Source organism: Luteimonas sp. 9C, assembly GCF_902506295.1.
Classification (GTDB): domain Bacteria; phylum Pseudomonadota; class Gammaproteobacteria; order Xanthomonadales; family Xanthomonadaceae; genus Luteimonas.
In genome coordinates this window covers 390,065-409,267 of sequence record NZ_LR733312.1, presented here as the reverse complement: position 1 = coordinate 409,267, position 19,203 = coordinate 390,065, and the positions used below count along the sequence as shown (strand labels likewise).

18 protein-coding genes are annotated in these 19,203 nt (G+C 68.6%); 7 read left to right on the top strand and 11 right to left on the bottom strand.

Annotation, left to right across the window (positions count from 1 at the left end):
• The first annotated feature begins 14 nt into the window (after positions 1-14).
• On the top strand, positions 15-404 hold the full coding sequence (locus CURTO8I2_RS01780) for a BlaI/MecI/CopY family transcriptional regulator (RefSeq protein WP_159678164.1): 390 nt from the start codon (positions 15-17) through the stop codon (positions 402-404).
• A 1-nt stretch (position 405) separates the two neighbouring features.
• Complete coding sequence (locus CURTO8I2_RS01775; protein ID WP_159678162.1) at positions 406-2,223, top strand: M56 family metallopeptidase; 1,818 nt, start codon at positions 406-408, stop codon at positions 2,221-2,223.
• 257 nt (positions 2,224-2,480) lie between these two features.
• Here CURTO8I2_RS01775 and CURTO8I2_RS01770 read toward each other — a convergent pair whose 3' ends face one another.
• From CURTO8I2_RS01770 to CURTO8I2_RS01755, 4 genes are all read right to left on the bottom strand, one after another.
• Positions 2,481-3,518 carry an SMP-30/gluconolactonase/LRE family protein gene (locus tag CURTO8I2_RS01770; protein WP_159678161.1) on the bottom strand — a complete coding sequence of 346 codons (1,038 nt, stop codon included), beginning with the start codon at positions 3,516-3,518 and terminating at the stop codon, positions 2,481-2,483.
• Positions 3,519-3,602: 84 nt separating this feature from the next.
• Positions 3,603-4,268 carry a ChrR family anti-sigma-E factor gene (locus CURTO8I2_RS01765; RefSeq protein WP_159678159.1) on the bottom strand — a complete coding sequence of 222 codons (666 nt, stop codon included), beginning with the start codon at positions 4,266-4,268 and terminating at the stop codon, positions 3,603-3,605.
• Positions 4,265-4,903, bottom strand: a complete 639-nt coding sequence (locus CURTO8I2_RS01760; protein ID WP_236550971.1) for a sigma-70 family RNA polymerase sigma factor — start codon at positions 4,901-4,903, stop codon at positions 4,265-4,267. The genes CURTO8I2_RS01765 and CURTO8I2_RS01760 overlap by 4 nt, the downstream gene beginning before the upstream one ends.
• Before the next feature lie 196 nt (positions 4,904-5,099).
• A complete protein-coding gene (locus CURTO8I2_RS01755) occupies positions 5,100-6,473 on the bottom strand; it encodes an MFS transporter (protein WP_159678157.1) in 1,374 nt (457 codons plus the stop codon).
• A 204-nt stretch (positions 6,474-6,677) separates the two neighbouring features.
• Here CURTO8I2_RS01755 and CURTO8I2_RS01750 point away from each other — a divergent pair, with 204 nt between their 5' ends.
• From CURTO8I2_RS01750 to CURTO8I2_RS01740, 3 genes are all read left to right on the top strand, one after another.
• The gene (locus tag CURTO8I2_RS01750; protein WP_159681503.1) at positions 6,678-7,175 is read left to right on the top strand and encodes a sigma-70 family RNA polymerase sigma factor; all 498 of its coding nucleotides are present in this window, start codon (positions 6,678-6,680) and stop codon (positions 7,173-7,175) included.
• A gap of 10 nt (positions 7,176-7,185) precedes the next feature.
• Positions 7,186-7,842 (top strand): hypothetical protein, encoded by a 657-nt coding sequence (locus tag CURTO8I2_RS01745; RefSeq protein ID WP_159678156.1) that lies wholly within the window; start codon positions 7,186-7,188, stop codon positions 7,840-7,842.
• Between the two features lie 299 nt (positions 7,843-8,141).
• Positions 8,142-9,305: a zinc-dependent alcohol dehydrogenase gene (locus CURTO8I2_RS01740; protein WP_159678154.1), complete on the top strand. Its 1,164-nt coding sequence runs from the start codon at positions 8,142-8,144 to the stop codon at positions 9,303-9,305.
• Positions 9,306-9,383: 78 nt separating this feature from the next.
• Here CURTO8I2_RS01740 and CURTO8I2_RS01735 read toward each other — a convergent pair whose 3' ends face one another.
• The 4 genes from CURTO8I2_RS01735 to CURTO8I2_RS01720 all read right to left on the bottom strand — a co-directional run bounded on the left by CURTO8I2_RS01735 (position 9,384) and on the right by CURTO8I2_RS01720 (position 14,453).
• Positions 9,384-10,361 carry a hypothetical protein gene (locus CURTO8I2_RS01735; RefSeq protein WP_159678152.1) on the bottom strand — a complete coding sequence of 326 codons (978 nt, stop codon included), beginning with the start codon at positions 10,359-10,361 and terminating at the stop codon, positions 9,384-9,386.
• Between the two features lie 71 nt (positions 10,362-10,432).
• Positions 10,433-10,897, bottom strand: a complete 465-nt coding sequence (gene msrB / locus CURTO8I2_RS01730) for a peptide-methionine (R)-S-oxide reductase MsrB (protein WP_159678151.1) — start codon at positions 10,895-10,897, stop codon at positions 10,433-10,435.
• Between the two features lie 68 nt (positions 10,898-10,965).
• Positions 10,966-11,553, bottom strand: coding sequence for a hypothetical protein (locus tag CURTO8I2_RS01725; RefSeq protein ID WP_159678149.1), 588 nt, complete (start codon positions 11,551-11,553; stop codon positions 10,966-10,968).
• 92 nt (positions 11,554-11,645) lie between these two features.
• Complete coding sequence (locus tag CURTO8I2_RS01720; protein ID WP_236550969.1) at positions 11,646-14,453, bottom strand: PAS domain-containing protein; 2,808 nt, start codon at positions 14,451-14,453, stop codon at positions 11,646-11,648.
• 250 nt (positions 14,454-14,703) lie between these two features.
• Here CURTO8I2_RS01720 and CURTO8I2_RS15390 point away from each other — a divergent pair, with 250 nt between their 5' ends.
• Together CURTO8I2_RS15390 and CURTO8I2_RS01710 are read left to right on the top strand one after the other, a co-directional pair.
• Positions 14,704-15,156 (top strand): DUF305 domain-containing protein, encoded by a 453-nt coding sequence (locus CURTO8I2_RS15390; RefSeq protein ID WP_236550968.1) that lies wholly within the window; start codon positions 14,704-14,706, stop codon positions 15,154-15,156.
• 83 nt (positions 15,157-15,239) lie between these two features.
• Positions 15,240-16,139 (top strand): prolyl oligopeptidase family serine peptidase, encoded by a 900-nt coding sequence (locus CURTO8I2_RS01710; RefSeq protein WP_159678148.1) that lies wholly within the window; start codon positions 15,240-15,242, stop codon positions 16,137-16,139.
• Positions 16,140-16,262: 123 nt separating this feature from the next.
• Here the strand turns inward: CURTO8I2_RS01710 and CURTO8I2_RS01705 are convergent, their stop codons facing one another.
• The 3 genes from CURTO8I2_RS01705 to CURTO8I2_RS01695 all read right to left on the bottom strand — a co-directional run bounded on the left by CURTO8I2_RS01705 (position 16,263) and on the right by CURTO8I2_RS01695 (position 18,886).
• Positions 16,263-16,622 carry a YciI family protein gene (locus CURTO8I2_RS01705; RefSeq protein ID WP_159678146.1) on the bottom strand — a complete coding sequence of 120 codons (360 nt, stop codon included), beginning with the start codon at positions 16,620-16,622 and terminating at the stop codon, positions 16,263-16,265.
• A 187-nt stretch (positions 16,623-16,809) separates the two neighbouring features.
• Positions 16,810-17,085: a hypothetical protein gene (locus CURTO8I2_RS01700; protein WP_159678144.1), complete on the bottom strand. Its 276-nt coding sequence runs from the start codon at positions 17,083-17,085 to the stop codon at positions 16,810-16,812.
• 262 nt (positions 17,086-17,347) lie between these two features.
• A complete protein-coding gene (locus tag CURTO8I2_RS01695; RefSeq protein ID WP_159678143.1) occupies positions 17,348-18,886 on the bottom strand; it encodes an ATP-binding protein in 1,539 nt (512 codons plus the stop codon).
• Between the last annotated feature and the right edge of the window lie 317 nt (positions 18,887-19,203).

The following is a 19,203-nucleotide window of genomic DNA, read 5'->3' as shown; positions in this document are numbered from 1 at the left end:
AGAGGGCGAGCGCCATGCCAAAGAAGACGATCGGGGACCAGGAACTGGCCCTGCTGCAGTATCTGGACGACGCCGGCCCGTCCACGGTCGGCGAGGTCGCCGCCGCATTCGGCGAGACCCGCGGCCTGGCCCGCTCCACCGTGCTGACGATGATGGAGCGCCTGCGCGCGAAGGCCTACTTGCGCCGCAGCCAGGCCGGCGGCGGCGCCTACCGCTACGCACCCACGACCGGCCAGGACGAGGTGGTCCGCAGCGCGGTCGGCAGCTTCGTCGAGAAGACGCTGCAGGGCTCGGTGTCCCCGTTCGTGGCCTGGATGTCGGAGCGCAAGGAGGTCAGCGACGACGAACTCGCCGAACTCGAGGCGCTGGTCGCCAATCTGCAGTCCAAGCGCAAGGAGCGGTGAGATGGCCCTGGAACTGATCAGCGACATCCTGCTGCCGCGCCTGCTGGCAACCAGCGTGCAGTCCACGATTCTGGCCGCGGTGGTGTGGGCGCTGTGCCGGTTCGTACCGCGCCTCTCCGCGGCGACCCGCTGCTGGTTGTGGTGGCTGGTCGCGCTGCAGCTGCTGGTCGGCCTGGCGTGGTCGAGCCCGATGGCGCTTCCGGTACTCCCCGCCGAAGCCGTGCAGCCTGCGGTGCAGATCGCCCAGGTCGCACCTGCCGCGGCCCGGGATGCGTCCATCGTGTTCGCGCCCGCGGCTGCCCCGGATGCATCGCCCACATGGTCGTGGCCGCTGGCGCTGGCCGTGGCGTGGCTGCTGGGCCTCAGCGTGATGGTCACGCGCAGCCTGCGCGGCTGCCTGGCGACGCGCAGCCTGCTGCGCGCGTCGGCGCCCTGTCGCGACCGCAGTCTGCTGCATGCGCTCGCCCTTGCCGCCGAGGCTCACGGCCTGCGTGGACCGCCGCGTCTGCGCCTGTCGGATGCGATCGATTCGCCGCAGCTCGTCGGTCCGTGGCGCCCGGTCCTGCTGCTGCCCGCGCACCACACGGACTCGATGCAGCCCGACGAACTCGACATGGCGCTGACCCACGAACTGGTGCATCTGCAGCGTCGGGACCTCTGGCTCGGCCTGGTGCCGGCGCTCGCACAACACCTGTTCTTCTTCCATCCCCTCGCCCATCTGGCCGCGCGCGAATACGGCCTCAGCCGCGAAGCCGCCTGCGATGCCGCCGTGCTCGAAGGCAACCGTCACTGCGCACGCGAGTACGGCCAGCTGCTGCTGCGTCTCGGCGTCGCACCGCGTCCCTGCGCCGGGCTGGCCAGTGCCTCGCCCGACTTCACCCTGCTCAAGCGGAGACTCACCATGCTGCAGACCACTTCGTCCTTCCCGCGCGTCGTCGCGGTGCTGATGACCGTCGCGATCGGCGTCGTCGGTGTCATGCCGTATCGCCTGACCGCCGCGACGCCATCCGTCGCAACTGAAACGCCGGCACCCGCCGCGCGTCCCGCGCCTGCCCCGAAACCGGCAACCGCCACGTCGCGCACGTCGACGACGACGGCGCGAACCGCCACCCGCAACGGCGTGCCGGTCGACCCGGTCGACCCGGCCGACATGCCGGATCCGCCTGCACCGCCGGCGCCGCCCGCGCCGGTCGCCCCGGCTGCACCGGTCGCGCCGCCCGCACCGCCGGCCCCACCGACCGGCGCCCTGCGCGGTACCTTCACCCTCGGCACGCAGCGCGGCGAAAACGCGTTCGTGCTGCTCGATGACGATCACAGCATCGCGGTCAGCGCGACCGACGAGCTCCGCGAGGCGCAGGCCGCACGTCGCGGCGATGCACCGCTGCTGTGGATGCGCCGCGGCGATGCGCGCTACGTGGTGCGCGACCGCGCCACGATCGAGGCGATCCGCGACGCCTACGCCGAAGTGACCGCACTGGGCGAAGCGCAAGGCGAACTCGGCGCGCTGCAAGGCAATCTCGGTGGCCAGCAGGGCAAGCTGGGCGCACGCCAGGCGGAGATCGCCGTGCAGGCCGCGACACGCGCGCTGGCCGACGTCAACGTCCGGGCCCAGGTGGATGCGAGCGTGAGCGCCGCGCTGCAACGCGAGCAGGCCGGCATGCAGGCGGAGATGCAGCGTCTGGCTACGCAACAGCTGGGACTGGCCCGCGAGCAGACCGCACTCGCCACGCGCCAGCAGACCGCCAGCGCGCGTGCCGAACGCGAAGCCCGTGCGCTGATGGATGCGGCGATCCGTAACGGTCTGACCGAGCGCCTCTGAGTCCAGAGGACCGCGCAGCGCAGCCGATCGCTGCGCTGCAACCCCTCATGTCCTGCTCCACGGGCCTGACACCTGCGCCGGTGGTCACCACGCGCCGGCCGCGCAGTCTCCGCCGTCGTGATGGAGTCGAGAGCTCCGGATCTTCTGCATCTCCAGACTTGAATCGCTCACGTCGCCGGCAGCGAACGGTAGTGGGCGATGGCGAGCGTGGTGAGCATGGCCGCGGCAGCGCAGGACAGGACTAGACGCGCGTTCTGTCAGCGCGCGGTCGCAGGCCCTGCGATCTGCAGGCGCACGCGCGCGAGCAGGCTGCCGGATGTCATATAGAGCGTGCGCCCGTCATCGCCGAACGCGACGTTCGCGACCGGGCCGCCGGTCTCGATCCGCCCCAGCCGCGTGCCGTCGGGGGCGAACACCAGCACGCCGCCCGGACCGGTCGCGAACAGCGTGCCGTCGGCCGCGACGGCCATGCCGTCGGGCAGGCCGGGCGCGCCGTTGCCGACCAGATCGCCGGCATCGGCGAACACGCGGCGCGCCGTCACCGCACCCGTGGTATCGAGGGCATACGCCATCCAGATCGCGCGTTCGGGATCGGAATTGGCGACGTACAACGTGCGCCCGTCGGGCGACAGCGCGATGCCGTTGGGCCGCGTCAGGCCATCGTCGAGCAGGTGGACGCGGCCGTCGGCGTCGAGCCGGTACACGCCGTTGAACGACAACTCCTTGACCGGTGAATCGTCGAGATCCTTGAGCCCGTACGGCGGATCGGTGAAGAAGATCGCACCGTCTCGGCCACGCACGACATCGTTGGGACTGTTGAAGCGGCGCCCTTCGAAGTCGCGCGCCAGGGTCGTCTTGGTCTTCGTCGCCAGGTCCAGGCGCTCGACGCTGCGACTGCCGGAGTCGGCCATCAGCACGGTACCGGCAGGCTCGACGCACAGGCCGTTCGCACCGGCTTCGCGCAGGGCCGCCGTGTCGCTGCCCGCGTAGCCGGAGGGCTCGAGGAACACCGACAGGCCCGCGGTCTCGGACCAGCGGTGGATGCGGTTCTCCGGCACATCGGTGAACAGCAGATAGGCGCCGTCCGCGATCCAGGCCGGGCCTTCGGCCCAGGTGAAGCCGTCTGCCAGACGTTCGACGCGGGCGTCGGACGCGACGACAGCCGCGAACCCCGGCGCGTAAGCGGTCAGGCCGCCGATCGAGGGACGCTCACCGTCCGACAGCGTGGCGCCGCCCGCGCAGCCGCCGAGCAGCGCGGCGCAGAGGAGACCGGAAAAAGGACGGGACGATTGCATCGGCGGACCTTGCGGGGATTCGGGCCGCACAGCCTGCCATGCCGCAGGCGAGCGGCCTACCCGCGTGGCGCGCCTGCGCCGGGGTCAGAGCCGCAGAACGGACTGCATCGCGCGCGCGATCCAGCCGCTGAACCGCATAGGCGCATCCGACGCGGCCACGCAGATGCACGGCACGCCTCGACTCGTCACCGGCTGGTGCTCGGTGTCGGCATCGAGGTCGGCGACATCGCCCGGACCGAAATGGCCCAGGACGTCGTCGTAGGCGCCGCGCAGGATCAGGGTCAGTTCGTTGTTGCCGTGGCTGTGCATCGGCATGCGCTTGCCCGATGCCGTGCGCAGCATCATCAGCTGCGCGCCGAGCGCTTCGTCCTGCGCGCGCAGCAGATGGATGCCCGGCCCCACCGCGCGCCAGCGCAGCGTGGAATAACGCTCGCCGAACCACGGACGCAGCGGCGTCGGCAGCAGATCGGGATCGGCACGCGGCGGTGCCATCGGCACGGACGGCGGCGGCGCCGCGGCCTCGCCTTCCAGACGCGCGCGGAAGGCATCGCGTGCCTGCGCCGACAGCGGTGCGCCCTCCTGCTGCTCGATGAGCCGGGCGCCGATCGCATCGGCGACCGCCAGCTGTCCGCGGCAGGCCGCACACAGCTCCAGATGGCTGGCGACGACCGCAGCGAAGGCCACCGGCAGCGCACCGGCCGAATAGCCCACCAGGGTGGCGTGGTCGAGATGGCGCGCCGGCAGGTTCATGCCTCGCCTCCCAGCCCGCGACGCAGCTTGGCGAACGCCCGTCGCAGCGTCGACTTCACCGATCCCAGTGGCATGCCCAGCTCGCCGGAAATCTCCGAATGGCTCTTGGATTCGAGATAGGACATGCGGATCAGGCGCGCCTGGCCTGCAGGCAGCGCGTCGATCGCGCGGCCCAGGCCCACATGGTCGGCGAACGCTTCCGGCCCGCTCGCGCCGACTTCGCCGTCGTCGTCCTCCAGCAGATCGATGTCGTCGGGCCACGCGGTGGCGGACGCGCCGCGCCGCAATGAATCGATGTGCAGGTTGCGCGCGATGCGGAACAGCCAAGTGCTGAGGCTTGCGCGACTCGCATCGAACGAACGCGCGCGCCGCCACAGCCGCAACATCGCCTCCTGCACCAGATCCTCGGCCTGCGCCGGCGCGATGCCCTGTCCCAGCAGGTAGCGCTTGAGACGCGGCGCAAAATGGTCGTAGATGCGCATGAAGCAGTCGACATCCGCGCTCGCGGCCACGCGCGTCATCTGCTCGGACCAGAACCCCGCGTCGGACGACGGATCGGCAAGTGGCTTGGACATACGCACTGCCCCGTGCAGGGGCGTGACCTTGGTGACGGCGATGGCTGGCAGCTTGGGCATGGCGCCGTGTGCGAGGTGTGCAGGTGGGGACAGGGAGTCATACGCCGCAGGGGCGCGATTGGATGCGTGGCCGCTGCGTGGGCCCGGGCCGCAGCGGGGCCTTGCACGGATCCGGGCCAATGGCCCCGTGAGATCACGCCCACCCCAGGCCACGCGCGCCGAGGCGGGCGCGCATGGCGTCGCGGGCGGGCCGGGCTCAGCGGCGCCTGCCGACCCGGTCCTGCATGTGCGCGGCATCGTCGAGCCAGTTCTGGTCCTTGTTCTTCAGGAAGAACACGTAGACCACCAGCGACACCGCGATGATGGCGGTGGCGTAGATGGCGAACGCGACCACCTGGTCCGACTTCAGCGCCGCCTGGTAGAGCAGCGGCGCGGTGCCGCCGAAAGCCGAGTTGGCCAGCGCGTAGCCCAGGCCCACGCCCAGCGCGCGGATGTGGGTGGGGAACAGTTCCGCCTTCACCACTGCGTTGATCGACGTGTAGCCGGTGAGGATGACGAATCCGATGCCGAGGATCACGAACGCCGACAGCGCGCTGGTCTGCTGCGGCAGCGCCGTCACCAGATACCAGGTGTAGAGCACGCCGCCGATGCCGAAGAACACCAGCAGGCTCTTGCGGCCCACGCTGTCCGACAGCCAGCCGCCGATCGGCTGCAGCAGCATCAGGAAGGTCAGCAGGCCGAGGTTGATCAGCGTGCCCACCATGACGTCGTCGCCGGCGAACGCGGTCTGGATCATCTTCGGGCCGTTGACCGAATAGGTGTAGAACGCGACCGTGCCGCCCGCGGTGATCAGGAAGCACAGCAGCAGCGGCCGCCACTGGTTCACGAACAGCTCGCGGATCGAGCCCGAGGCCTGTGCGCCGCCGGTCTTGGCGGCCTGGATGGAATCCGATTCCAGCGATTCGTCCATCGTGCGGCGCAGCCAGAACACCACGATCGCGGCGATGCCACCGATGCCGAACGCCACGCGCCAGCCCCACTCGGAGATCTGCGAGGTGTCGAGCAACAGCAGCATCGCCAGCAGCGTCGCCTGCGCCAGCACGTGGCCGCCGACCAGGGTCACGTAGTGGAACGAGGACAGGAAGCCGCGACGGCCGGGAATCGCGGCCTCGGACATGTAGGTCGCACTGGCGCCGTACTCGCCGCCGGTCGCGAAGCCCTGGATCAGGCGCGCGATCAGCAGCAGCACCGCCGCCCAGATGCCGATCTGCGCGGCGGTCGGGCTGATCGCGATCAGGAACGAACACCCGGCCATCACCGACACCGACACCGTCAGCGCCAGGCGCCGGCCGTAGCGGTCGGCGAAGCGGCCGAAGTACCACGCGCCGATCGGGCGCATCAGGAAGGTCGCCGCGAAGATCGCCCAGACGTAGAGCGTGGAATTCTTGTCGTCGGGCGAGAAGAACTGCGACTCGAAGTACACCGCGAACACCGAGTAGACGTAGACGTCGTACCACTCGACGAGATTGCCGGCCGACCCTTTCAGGGTGTTCGACACGGACCGGCGCAGACTGGCCGGCCGGGCCGCGCTGGACGCGGCGGGTGGAACAGCGGAGCTCGAAGCAGTCATCAGGGGGCGCCTGCGTGGGGGCAAGGGATGGCGAGTATAGGCACCGGTGCGCAGTGGAACGGCGTCAATAGCCCACAGGTATTAGACCGTCGCCCGGCGTGGCCGCTCGATCTGCCGGTGCCCGCGGCGCTGGCGTGTGATATCCGCTGCCTGCGTGCGAACCACCTCATGACAGATTCCACACGGACGTCCATGGCCACCCCGATGCCCTTCGCGCACGACCGCACCGCGTTCACCCGGCTGCTGCAGGACCACCACGGCATCGTCGCGACCGTGGCGGCCAGCTACTGCCGGGACCCGGACGACCGTGCCGACCTCGCCCAGGACATCGCCGTGCAGCTGTGGCGTGCGTGGCCGGACTACGACCCGTCCAGGGCCTTCAGCACGTGGATGTACCGGATCGCATTGAACGTGGCGATCAGCGCCGTGCGCAGCGCGACGGTCCGCCATCGGCATGCGGTGCCGCTCGACGAGACCCTGCACGACCTCGCCGATCCCGCGCCGCGCGACCCGCAGGCCGAGCAGCAGGTCCGTGCCCTGCATCGCTTCATCCACGCCCAGGCGCCGCTCGATCGCGCCCTGCTGCTGCTCTATCTCGACGACCGCAGCCACCGCGACATCGCCGAGATCCTCGGCCTGTCCGAGACCAATGTCGCCACCAAGATCAGCCGGCTGCGCCAGCGCATCCGCACCGAACTCTAGAGGACCCGCCATGGAACCCGATGACCTGAAGACCGCCTGGCACGCACTGGAAGCGCGCATGACCCGCAGCGACGCGGTGCAGCTGGCGCTGCTGCGCGAAACACGGCTGGCGCGCGCGCAACACCACCTGCGCCCATTGAAGATCGTTCACTGGCTGCAGGCCCTGCTGGGCCTCGGGCTGATCCTGCTGGGCGTCGCCTGCTGGACCCGCAACACCGACGCCATGGGGCTGCTGATCGCCGGCATCGCCGTGCATGCGTTCGGCGTGCTGAACATTCTCGGCGCGACCGCGATGCTGGTCCTGGCCGGTCGCGTCGACTACGCCGCGCCGGTGCTGCGGATCCAGCGCCAGCTCGCCGCCTTGTTGCGCGCGCATGCGTGGAATGCCGGCCTCTGCGGCGCACCGTGGTGGATCATGTGGCTGCCGGTCGTCGTCGCGTTCGCAGGCCTGGGCGACGCGCGCGCCACCGCGGGCACGCCGGTGTGGATCACCTGGAGTCTGGTCATCGGCGGCGTCGGACTGGCTGCGACGTGGCTCCATGCATGGCGTCATCGCGCCCGGCAGCGCGCGAAGCCCGACGCTTCGGTCGACTGCGCCGACGGCGCGGACGGCATCCGCCGCAGCCAGCGCCTGCTCGACGAGATCGCAGCCTTCGAGGCCAGCTGAGCCCAGACTCCCGAGTGGACGCCGGCGCGGCACCCGGGGCGCAGGCCCGCCGACGCCGGCATCGGCTGCGCATCCAGTGCGTCGATCGAAGGCCAGGCGCGTATTCATGGCAACGGCTTGTGGCGGCGACGTCTGTATGTCGCGTCCACAGCGGATCGCCCGCAGCCGCGACGCGCTGCGATCCAGGCCGCGCCCGGCCTGCCCGCTTCGGCCCCGCATCACGCCATCGCGATCTCCGCGTCACGTGGTGCTGCGGTCTGTCCTGCGTCCATGAGCGCCCCATTGCACAGGACCACACGATGAAAGCGCTCACCTATCACGGCAGCAAGGATGTGCGGGTCGAGACCGTGCCCGACCCCGTCCTGCAGGACGCCGACGACATCCTGCTGCGGGTCACCGCGACCGCGATCTGCGGGTCGGACCTGCATCTGTTCCGCGGCAAGATTCCCGAACTCCACACCGGCGACATCCTAGGTCACGAGTTCATGGGCGTCGTCGAGGACGTGGGCCGCGATGTGACCAACGTGCGCAAGGGCGACCGCGTGGTGATTCCGTTCGTCATCGCCTGCGGCGACTGCTTCCACTGCCGTCTGGCGGAGTTCTCCGCGTGCGAGACCACCAATACCGGGCCGGGCGCCGCGCTCAATGCCAAGGGCATGCGCCCGCCCGCGGCGCTGTTCGGCTTCAGCCATCTCTACGGTGGCGTGCCGGGCGGTCAGGCGGAATTCGTGCGCGTGCCCAAGGGCAACGTGGGGCCGATCGTCGTGCCGGATGCGCTGCCCGACGAGCAGGTGCTGTTCCTGTCCGACATCCTGCCCACCGGCTACCAGGCCGTGCTCAACGCGCGCGTCACCAAGGGTTCCACCGTCGCGATCTTCGGCGCGGGTCCGGTCGGCCTGATGGCCGCCGCGTGCGCGAAGATGCTCGGCGCCGAGCGCATCTTCATGATCGACCGCTACCAGTACCGCCTGGATTTCGCGGTCGCGACCTACGGCGTGATCCCGATCAATTTCGAGGAGACCGACGATCCGGCGGCGGAAATCGTGTCGCAGACCAACGGCCGCGGCGTCGACGCGACGATCGATGCGGTCGGCTTCGAGGCCAAGGGCAGCAAGGCCGATACCCTCGCCACCCAGCTCAAGCTCGAGGGCAGCAGCGGCGCCGCGCTGCGCCAGTGCATTGCCGCGACGCGTCGCGCCGGCACCGTCAGCGTGCCGGGCGTGTATGCCGGGTTCATCCACGCCTTCATGTTCGGCGACGCCTTCGACAAGGGCCTGCGCTTCGAGATGGGCCAGACCAATGTGCAGAAGTACATGCCGGAACTGCTGGAACACATCGGCGAAGGCCGCCTGCAGCCCGACGTCATCATTTCGCACCGCATGGCGCTGGCCGACGCGGCCAAGGGCTACGAGATCTTCGACGGCAAGGAAGACGCCTGCCGCAAGGTCGTGCTGACGCCCTGACCGGCGCGTACGCCGCGATCCGCGATCACCGGGCGTTGCCGGTGGCACGGAGCTGCGCGGGCACGGTGTCCGGGGCGCTCAGGCCAGCGGCAAGGTCCGCGTGGCGCCGGACAGCCGGTCGTGCAATGCCATGACACGCGCGGCGCGGGGATCGACCGGCCCGGCACCGAAACTGCGCAGGAAGCGGCACGCCGCGAACGCGTCTGCTTTCCGCGTGTAGTCGGCGATCCAGTCCAGCCGCGCGGGCAAGCGGGCCTGCGCGCGCGACCACGCCGCCGATCGCGGCTTGATGTGCCGCGTGATGCCGATGCGCCATGGTTTCGGCGTCAGGCGTGCGCGAAAGCAGTGCTGCAGCCGGCACATCGTGGCGTAGAGCGTGTCGGCGGCCAATGCCGCGAACAGCCGGTCCACGTCAGGCTCGTGCGGTTCGAACGTGCGATGCACCACCAGCACACGCAGGCCTTTGGGCGTGCGGTACGCACGCAACTGCCAGTCGGGGTTCGCGTCCGCGAATCCGGATACGCGCGCCATCGCGCGTGCCTCGGCGCCGCCGTCCCGGTCGAACGCACGGCGTCGGAACGCCAGCGTGACGATGTTCGCCAGCACCAGCAGCGCGACCGCGAGACCCACGGCCAGCCGCCAGTCCATCGCCATCGCAGCAGCCGCGGTCACGCCGACGAGCAGCAGCGCCGCCACGGACAGCGGCAACACCCAGCCCGAAGGGCGCGCCTCGAAATCCAGGTCGGCGAACAGCACGTCGGGCGTGTTGAGGCACAACGCGCCGTAGCTGTTGCGGGTGATCACCACATCCCCGTCGCGCGCCACGATCTCCTCGCGGATCGGCACGCCCAGCACGCCGTAACTGGTCAGCAGTTCGCGGCGCGGCAGCGTTTCGCCGGCGAGCACCGCGTCGAACGCCACCTGCGCGCGCGATTCCGCGTGGGCCTGCGCGGCCGCCTCGCTGTCATCCGACCAGCCGAAACGCCGCACCGTGACGCTGCGCCCCTGATGCCGCGCATGGCGGCGCGCCTCCGCCCAGTATTCCGGAACGATCAAATCCCACTCCCCGACGCCCCCTGCAGACGCGGATTGTCGCCCGCGCCCGCGGCGGCGTCATCGGGGCCGCGTCAGGCGGTCCCGGCTTCCACGCCGCCGCGCTGCAGCGGATCCGGCAATGGCGTCGCCGCGTCGACGAACGACAGCGACACCGAGTTGAGGCAGTGCCGTTCGTGGGTCGGCGGCGGGCCGTCGGGGAAGATGTGGCCCAGGTGGCTGCCGCAGCGCGCGCAGACTTCCTCGACGCGGATCATGCCGTGGCTGGTGTCGCGCACCCGGCCGATGTGTGCCTCCTCGTACGGCGCAAAGAAACTCGGCCAGCCGGTGCCGGAATCGAACTTCGCGCTGGAGCGGAACAGCGGCAGTCCGCACAGCCGGCAGCAGTAGGTGCCCTCGCGCTTGTTGTCGAGGAAGACGCCGCAGAACGGCGCCTCGGTGCCGTGCTGCAGCAGCACGCGGCGCTCGTCGGCGGACAGGCCGGCCTCCAGCGCGGTGCGCTGCTCGGCGGACGGCGGGGTGAGATCGAAACGGCGCATGGGCATTCCGGCGTGGATGGGGGAGTCCACAACATGGCGACGCCGACGCCGTCGCACAACCCGCCGCGTCAGCGCGCGGAGCCGCCGCGCGCCCGGCGCCAGACGTGACGGGCGAGCGGATACAGGCCCAGATGCGCGCACGCCGAAACCGTCGCCACCACGCCGCGGACCAGCAGCGGCAACACCGCGCCGAACACGAGCGTCATCGCGAGCACGAACCCCAGCAGGCACTCGGCGCGATAGGCCGGCAGCACCAGACCCAGCGCGAATGCCGAGAACAGCACGGCGGACGCGCCGTGTGCCAGGTCGCCGACGTACGCCAGCGACAGCGCCGTGCCGAACCCGAAGGCGATCCCGAATCCGACCAGGGCACCGCGCAGCACGCGCCGCCGGTCCGTCCGGCGCGCCATGCGATGCGCGACCCGGCCCGACACCCACCACGCCATCGCCGGCAACAGCAGCAGGCCCCAACCGTTCCAGACCGCGGGCAGGTCGGGCCGCGCCAGCAGGTGGTGGCTGACGATGCCGCCCCGCAGATGCTCGAACGCCAGGTGGCCCGCTTCCGCGAGCAGCACGGCGAGCGTCAGCGCGATCCGCCAGGCGCGCGACCGTGCCGCGTGCGGGCGGACATCAAACCGGGTGCCGTCTGCATGCATCGACGCGTCTCCATGGGTGCGCGTCCGACTCTGGGGCCCGGCGCGCCCGCTGGCGCGTGCCCTTCGCCACCGTGACCTCCGGCGGCTGGGGCTCAGTGGCCGGAGACGGGCTCGGCGCCGAGCACCGCGGCCACGCGCACCGCCAGGGCATCGACCGTGAACGGCTTGCCGATCAGCTGGACGCCGGGCGCGAGCACGCCGTCCTGCACCAGCGTGTTGCGGCTGTTGCCGGTGGTGAAGAGCACCTTCAGATCGGGCCGGCGTTGCAGCGCGGCGTCGGCCAGCTGGCGTCCGTTGACCTCGGGCATGACCACGTCGGTGAACAGCAGCACGATCTCCGGGTGGGCATCGAGCAGCTGCAGGGCGGTGGCCGCGCCGTCGGCCGCGAGCACCCGGTACCCCAGTTCGGTCAGCGCATCGGTCGAGAACTGGCGCACCGCGGACTCGTCGTCCACCACCAGCACGCAGGCCTGCCCACCATCGAGGGCCGGGCGTGCCTGCACCGCCCTCGCCGCCGCCTCGACCGCGCCGGCAAGACGCGGCAGATACAGCTTCACCACCGTGCCGCGCCCCACTTCCGATGCCATGCGCACATGGCCCGACGACTGCCGCGCGAAGCCGTACACCTGCGACAGGCCCAGCCCGGTGCCCTTGCCCACCTTCTTGGTGGTGTAGAACGGATCGAAGGCCTTGGCCATCACCTCCGGCGACATGCCGCTGCCATCGTCCGACACGCTGATCAGCACGTACTCGCCGGTCGGCACGCCGTGCAGACCGGCGACATCGTCCGTGTCGAGCACGCAGTTGGACGTGGCGATGGTGAGCCGGCCGCCGCCGGGCATCGCGTCACGCGCGTTCACCGCCAGATTGAGGATCACGTTCTCCATCTGGTTGGCGTCGACATGCGTGCACCACACCGCGTCCTCCAGCCGGACGTCCAGCCGCACGCTGCTGCCGAGCGAGTGCGCCAGCAGATCGAGCATGCCGGCGAGCAGGCGGTTCATGTCCACCGCCTCCGGCTGCAGCGGCTGCTGCCGGGAGAACGCGAGCAGCCGCTGGGTCAGTTGCGCGGCGCGGTTCGCGCCGTCGATCGCCATGTCGACGTAACGCGCGACGCGCGGGTCTGGATGGTCCTTGAGCCGCGAGGCGAGCAGATCCAGCGGCCCGACGACGGCGGCGAGCATGTTGTTGAAATCGTGCGCGATGCCGCCGGTCAGCTGGCCCACCGCCTCCATCTTCTGGCTCTGGCGCAGCGCGTCTTCCACGCGCGTGCGCTCGGCGACTTCCGCCAGCACGCGGCTCTCCAGCCGCTCGTTCAATTCCTGCAGCCGCGCATCGGCATGCCGGCGCGCGGTCACGTCGATGACCACGCCGAGCACGCGCACGCAGCGTTCGCCCTCGAACAGACCGCGGCCTTTCGCCGCCACCCAGCGTTCGATGCCGTCCTCCTTGCCGATGGTCCGGTACTCCACGTCGTAGAGCGCGCGTCGGTCAGGATCGGCAGCGGCCTCGAACGCGGCGCGGGTCGCGTCGCGATCCTGCGGATGCAGGCCGTCGTAGAAATCCTGCAGCGACACCGGCACTCCGGGGGAGATGCCGAACATCGCGCGGGTGCGCGGTGACCAGATCAGCGCGTCGTGCAGCAGGTCGACGTCCCAGAAGCCAAGGTCCGCGGCCTCGGTCGCCAGGCGCAGCCGTTCCTCGCTCTGCATCAGCGCGGCCTCGGCGATCCGCCGCGCGGACAGGTCCAACATCGCGCCGATCATGCGCACCGGCGCGCCCGCGGCGTCGCGCAGCACCGTGCCGCGATCGAGCACCACCGCATAGCTGCCGTCCGCCCGGCGGAAGCGGTACTCGTCCGTCCACACCGAGCCGTCGCCCGCGATGACTTCGTGGATGCGGACGTCGATCCGGTGGCGATCGTCCGGATGGATGTGCGCGACCCACCACGCCGCATCGGTCTCGGATTCGGCGTGCCCGAACAATGTGGTCAGGGCCTCGTTCCAGACCACGTGGCCATCGGCGATGCGCCAGTCCCAGATCGCGTCGTTGGTCGCGCGCGCCGCCAGCCGGTAGCGCTCCTCGACCTCCAGATGCCGCGCCTCGGCGGCCTTGCGATCGGTGATGTCGAGCGACGTACCGACCAGGCCGATCACCTGCCCGTCGCCGTCGCGCAACGGCGCCTTGGTCGACAGCCACCAGCCGCGCCGACCGTCGGCATAGCTCACCGCTTCCTCGATCTGCTCCGCCTGTCCGCTGGCCATGATGCGTTCGTCGTTCGCCATCACCGCAGCCGCCTGCGCGGCATCGCCGAGGAACTCGGCGTCGGTGCGCCCGACGTACTCCTCCAGCGGCTTGCCGATCAGTTCGCTCGTGCCGCGGTTGCCGATCAGCATCCGGCCCTGCCGGTCCTTGGCGTACACCACGCCCGGCGCGGCATCGATGAACGAGCGCAGCAGCGTCTGCGCCTGGTCGCGCTCGGCCTCGACGCGCATGCGCGCCTCGAGGTCGATCAGCACGCCGGGGAAACCGATCGCCGTGCCGTCCGCGTCCAGATCGACCTTGCCGATCGCTTCGATGAAGCGGTACTGGCCGTCCTTGCCCTGCGTGCGGTAGGCATGTGCGTAACGGCCGCCGCAGCGCAGCGCCTCGGCGATCGCCGAGGCCACGCCCGCGCGGTCGTCCGGGTGCACCGCGTCCAGCAACTGGTCCAGCGCCAGCGCATCGCGCGGCATTGCCGGGTCCAGACCGAAGGCTTCGGCCAGCGCGTCGTCGATGGTGAGCCGGTCGCCCAGCACGTCCCAGTACCACGTGCCGAGAATCGCGCCGGCGGCGAGGGCCATCTCGACATGCTCGGCGTCGCGCGCGCGTTGCAGGTCATCGGATTGCGAAGCTTCCATGCAGGCACCGGACGGGATCGAAGCGAGTCCGCATTCTCCTCCATCGACGACGCCTGCGGCGGGCCGTTTTCGACGGTCCTGTGCGGTGTACCGCACATTGGGCGGTGCGCGCCGATGCGCTGTCCCGCATGCCCCTCGCGCATGCCAGGCCGATACCGATACCGGCCCGCGCGTCCGTCCGCCATTGGACAAGGGTCGAGCCCCCCGGGCATGGTGTCGCCCTCCCCCGCACACCCGAGGATCCGCCTCCATGCGCCTGATGCCCCTGCTCGCATTGACCGCCCTGCTCGCCGCCTGCGCGCCCGATGGCGCCGACACCGCAGCCGCGACTGCGGCCGACGCGACGCCGCCCGCCACGGCCGCGAGCGCACCCGCGCCTGCGACCGCCGCAGACGAATCCGCGAGCCCGTCGACCCTGGCCTACCAGCGCGTCAACGACACCATGCACGCCGGCATGGGCGCCGGCTTCACCGGCGATGCCGATGTCGATTTCATGCGCGGCATGATTCCGCACCACCAGGGCGCCATCGACATGGCCCATGTCGTGCTCGAACACGGCACCGACCCCGAAGTGCGCGCCCTCGCGCAGCAGGTCATCGCCGCGCAGGAAACCGAGATCGCGCAGATGCAGCGCTGGCTGCAGGACCGCGGCGTCGCCGTCGACGCACCGGCCGCGGATGCCGGCGCCCACGACCATCACTGACGGCGCGCGCGTGCGCTGCGATGGCGGACGACAGGCGTGCACTGCGTGAATTCCGAAAGACCCGACACCGCAGGCGGCATCTCATGACGCACGACATCGGCGCACGGCTGCGCGAGCGACTCGGCCTCGCGCCGCCCGTGCCCGTCGCGTTCGAGCGCGGCGACGTGACCGCGTTCGACGGCTACACCCGGCAGCGCATCGATTACCGCGGCCTCGAAGGCGACACCATTCCGGCGTTCCTGTTCGCGCCCACAGCGCAGCCCGCGTACGGCGGCGTCGTGGTCTTCCATCAGCACAACGGCGAATTCCACTACGGCAAGAGCGAAGTCGCCGGCCTCGTGGGCAGCCCGTTCCAGGCCTTCGGCCCCGCGCTCGCGCGTCGCGGTCTCGCCGTGCTCGCACCGGACGCCCTGACGTTCGAGGATCGCCGCGGCGAGGTCCATGGCGTCGAGCCACATTACTACGACTGGCTGCAGCACTACAGCGCCATGAGCTACCGCCTGCTCGACGACGACACGCTGATGCGCAAAGGCCTCGACGACGCGCAGCGGGCGCTGAGCGTGCTGGTCGACGCGGCCGAACTGGACGCACACCGCGTCGGCATCGCAGGACATTCGTACGGCGGCTACACCGCGCTCTACCACGCCGCCGTCGACCCGCGCTGCCGCTTCGCCTGCATCAGCGGCGCAATCTGCAGCTTCGACACCCGCCGCCGCGAAGCGACCGGCATCACCCTGTTCGAAGCCGTGCCCGGCCTCGCGCAGATGGTCGACACGCACGACGTGCTGGCGGCCATCGGTCCGCGTCCGACGCTGGTCGTGTCGGGCACCGAGGACAAATACTCGCGCGACGCGGATCAGGTCGTGGCGAAGGTCGCCGGCGACTTCATCACCGAACTCCGGGTCGCGCGTGGGCATGCGCTTGATCAGGAGCGGTTCGATGCGATCGTCGAGTGGCTCGCGGAGCAAGCGACGAGCGGTTGAGATCACTGCATTACGCTGAGATCCGCAGCGATCGCAGCCGCGGGACGTGAGGCCGCGATCTCCGACGCGGCGTCCGGAAACCGCCAGTTCCCACACGGGCGCACTCCAGCCCCCGTCAGTCCGTCAGCTGAAGTCGGATGCCTCATACAGCGGACGGATCTCGATCTCGCTCGGTCCGGGCATCGGGTTGGGGCAGCGCTTCACCCAGGCGACCGCCTCGTCCATGTCCTCGACCTCCCAGAGCCAGAAGCCGGCCACCAGTTCCTTGGTCTCGGCGAACGGCCCGTCCACGACGCTTCGATCCGCGCCCGAGAACCGGACGCGCTTGCCCTGCGATGAGGGCTTCAGCCCGTCGCCGGCTTTGAGGATGCCGGCCTCGATCAGCGAACCGTTGTATTTGTCCATCGCCTCAAGCAGTTCGGGTGTGGGCAGAGTCCCTGCCTCGCTGTCTCCGGTCGCCTTCACCAACACCATCACGCGCATCGTCGTCTCCTTTCTGGCGGCGAATCGGTGCCACCTTGTCCTGTTGCGACGATCGACGCAGGGGCAGATCGACATGGGGCTTCACCAAGCGTCCGATGTGCGGACCCGAGGTCGATCAATGCACCTCGGATTGTCAGCGCGGTAATCCTCAGGCCCGCTTACGTGCAAATAAGTGAACCTGGCACCGTTATCTAGGTGCGCGCACCTCGCCCGCCGCGCCGATTTCAACGATTCGATCGCCCATCACAAGCACTGCGCGCGCATCTTCTGCGTCGGGGGCGTCGCGAACCATCGAAACCAGCCGCACATTGTCGAGCAACACGCCTGCGGGCTGAGCCCGACCCCTAGTCAATGCATCGGGAAGGTCGTTGACGACATACCAGAGACCTGCAGCGGGGATTGCTGCTGCGAGAACGATCCCGATACCAACGCGCTTCAGCTTCGTGTTCTTCGTAATCTGCAACTCGCGCACTTAGATGTGATTGGGGCCCCGAAAGGACGATGCACATGGGACGGGCAAAACGCAAAGATCGCGCTCGCCCACCTGGTGCATGTCAAACAACTCCCTGTTCTTCTTGGCTGATGCCGGTGGTGACGGCAGGGGCTGTACCACCAAGCCGGCCCCCACAGCGACCCGTCTCACCCTCTCGAATTAACTGAACCTGGAACCGTTAATTCGGCTCTGAGGTGTGGAAACGGATCAATTACCTCCGTCCCTTTGATTTTTAGCTAATGGCAGCGTTCCGCTGAGCCTTGATGAAGCCGCGCATGGCTTCAATGGAGTCATAGAGGTTAGCGGGGGAGAAGCGCTGGTTGTGTGGATTCTCAGGGTGATGGATTTGGTGACGAATGAAATCGGTGCTGCTGATCTGCTCCGTGCGTGTCGAGCCACTTCTCAACAGGCGAACGTAATTGACGACTGGCCGAGTAGCCCGGAATGCTTCGAGGTCGCCAGATGATTCTATGTGCGCGTAGAGCTCGTCGTGGTACTCGGACGTCGATTCGCCGAATGCAGAGAAGCTGACCTCATTGAGGCTCGGGTAAGGCAATTCATTGGGCAGAACGCGCGACACGCGCTCCTGCGGCCCGCTGGACACAAGTCTGAGGCAGTCAAAGCTCAAGTGTTTGACGACTTCGGGACTGTGCGTTGTGAGGAGAACCTGGGTAGCTTGTGCAGTCGAAAGCGCCTTTAGGGCGGCAGTTAGGCCGCGCTGGTGCTCGGGATGCTGCGAGGTTTCTGGCTCTTCGATTGCGTAAACAACGTGCCGATTTCCTGCTTCAGCCAGTCGCCGCTCAGCCTCAGCGCGGAAGAAGCTTATTAGTACAAGCCGCTTGACCCCGCTGCCCCGCTTATTGATGGGTATGCCTTGATCGCCCGATATTCCAACGCTTTTAAAGACGTCCGACCACTTCAGCGCGTCGGAATCCGGTATTTGCGGCTCCAATGAAGCGGCTAGTTGCGGGTTCAATTCACGCAGCTTCTCAAGAGTTCGACCCGCAACATCCTCCAAACGTGCTCGAACCTTATCCGCAACCTCCCGAAGGTTCGCCCGAATTGCTGGGTCGCCGAGTATTTCCCGAACTGCCACGCGCATTGGATCCTGCACTTCATCGTCGGACTCAGCATTCTTCCGGTCGGACTGGAACAAGGTAAACAGTGGCATCTTCGCTTTGAGCTGATCCCAGATTGCCTTCGTGTCCTCCTTGGCAATTTCAACCTCGCATTCACTAAGTGCGAGGTCGGAGTGACCAGCCCAGATCGCCTTTCGTAGCTCCGCGCTCCGTGTCTTGTCGGAGCAAAAGAAGCCATTCTCGTCTACGGCCTTACGAAGCTCGGCTATTTTCTTTTGGTGAAGATCTCCGCAGCCGTCAGCAGTCGGATGGCTGGCGCGGATAAAGACGCGCTCTTTTCCTGATGGAGAGAATCGCTTGGCGATGTGCAAAGTGCCTTGTGCCGTAGTCAAGTACTCGCTCGCCAATGTTGTCCGATTGGTGGAATCGATCACGATCTCGACCGGGAGTTCGGTGAACTCAACGCTGACCTCAATTTGGTCTTCCCCGCGGGCGAGGCAAGACTTGTTGATGTCTTCCTTGTCGATCTTGATGCACCCTTTGCCCTCGTTGAAGAAGACATCTAGTGCCTCGAGAATCGTCGACTTCCCAATGTCGTTTCGCCCTACCAAAACGGACAGATCGTCGAGCTCCACAACAACCGGCTCGGAGTAGCCACGAAAGCGATTCACCGTTACAGATTTGATCTTCATTAGCTACGATCTCCCCATCATCAGCTAACTAAAAGTAGAGCCCAGAGAAGGTGATATGCACTGGACGCGGAAGCGCGATGCTCGCGTCCGCCGACTTGGACCTGGCGTCAATATCAACACCTTGCACCCCGCTAAGCCTCCCCAAGCCGGCTTTCATCACGTGCACTCATCGCACAAAAAGCGCACGCCGGTGCATATTGCACAGTTCGTGGCGATTCCATGCATATCGAAGAATCTGCGGCTTTCTGACCGTCGATGCCAGTGACGCTAACAGCCATACTGACTAGCTCACACCCGCCGCGTCCCCACCCACCTGT

What these genes read in the sequence shown, in the direction of transcription:
- CURTO8I2_RS15390 (WP_236550968.1), top strand. Translation starts at nt 14,704, where the DNA reads ATGCGCCTGATGCCCCTGCTCGCATTGACCGCCCTGCTCGCCGCCTGC.
- CURTO8I2_RS01710 (WP_159678148.1), top strand. Translation starts at nt 15,240, where the DNA reads ATGACGCACGACATCGGCGCACGGCTGCGCGAGCGACTCGGCCTCGCG.
- CURTO8I2_RS01745 (WP_159678156.1), top strand. Translation starts at nt 7,186, where the DNA reads ATGGAACCCGATGACCTGAAGACCGCCTGGCACGCACTGGAAGCGCGC.
- CURTO8I2_RS01720 (WP_236550969.1), bottom strand. Translation starts at nt 14,453, where the DNA reads ATGGAAGCTTCGCAATCCGATGACCTGCAACGCGCGCGCGACGCCGAG.
- CURTO8I2_RS01695 (WP_159678143.1), bottom strand. Translation starts at nt 18,886, where the DNA reads ATGAAGATCAAATCTGTAACGGTGAATCGCTTTCGTGGCTACTCCGAG.
- CURTO8I2_RS01765 (WP_159678159.1), bottom strand. Translation starts at nt 4,268, where the DNA reads ATGAACCTGCCGGCGCGCCATCTCGACCACGCCACCCTGGTGGGCTAT.
- CURTO8I2_RS01725 (WP_159678149.1), bottom strand. Translation starts at nt 11,553, where the DNA reads ATGCATGCAGACGGCACCCGGTTTGATGTCCGCCCGCACGCGGCACGG.
- msrB (WP_159678151.1), bottom strand. Translation starts at nt 10,897, where the DNA reads ATGCGCCGTTTCGATCTCACCCCGCCGTCCGCCGAGCAGCGCACCGCG.
- CURTO8I2_RS01740 (WP_159678154.1), top strand. Translation starts at nt 8,142, where the DNA reads ATGAAAGCGCTCACCTATCACGGCAGCAAGGATGTGCGGGTCGAGACC.
- CURTO8I2_RS01775 (WP_159678162.1), top strand. Translation starts at nt 406, where the DNA reads ATGGCCCTGGAACTGATCAGCGACATCCTGCTGCCGCGCCTGCTGGCA.
- CURTO8I2_RS01750 (WP_159681503.1), top strand. Translation starts at nt 6,678, where the DNA reads ATGCCCTTCGCGCACGACCGCACCGCGTTCACCCGGCTGCTGCAGGAC.
- CURTO8I2_RS01755 (WP_159678157.1), bottom strand. Translation starts at nt 6,473, where the DNA reads ATGACTGCTTCGAGCTCCGCTGTTCCACCCGCCGCGTCCAGCGCGGCC.
- CURTO8I2_RS01780 (WP_159678164.1), top strand. Translation starts at nt 15, where the DNA reads ATGCCAAAGAAGACGATCGGGGACCAGGAACTGGCCCTGCTGCAGTAT.
- CURTO8I2_RS01760 (WP_236550971.1), bottom strand. Translation starts at nt 4,903, where the DNA reads ATGCCCAAGCTGCCAGCCATCGCCGTCACCAAGGTCACGCCCCTGCAC.
- CURTO8I2_RS01705 (WP_159678146.1), bottom strand. Translation starts at nt 16,622, where the DNA reads ATGCGCGTGATGGTGTTGGTGAAGGCGACCGGAGACAGCGAGGCAGGG.
- CURTO8I2_RS01770 (WP_159678161.1), bottom strand. Translation starts at nt 3,518, where the DNA reads ATGCAATCGTCCCGTCCTTTTTCCGGTCTCCTCTGCGCCGCGCTGCTC.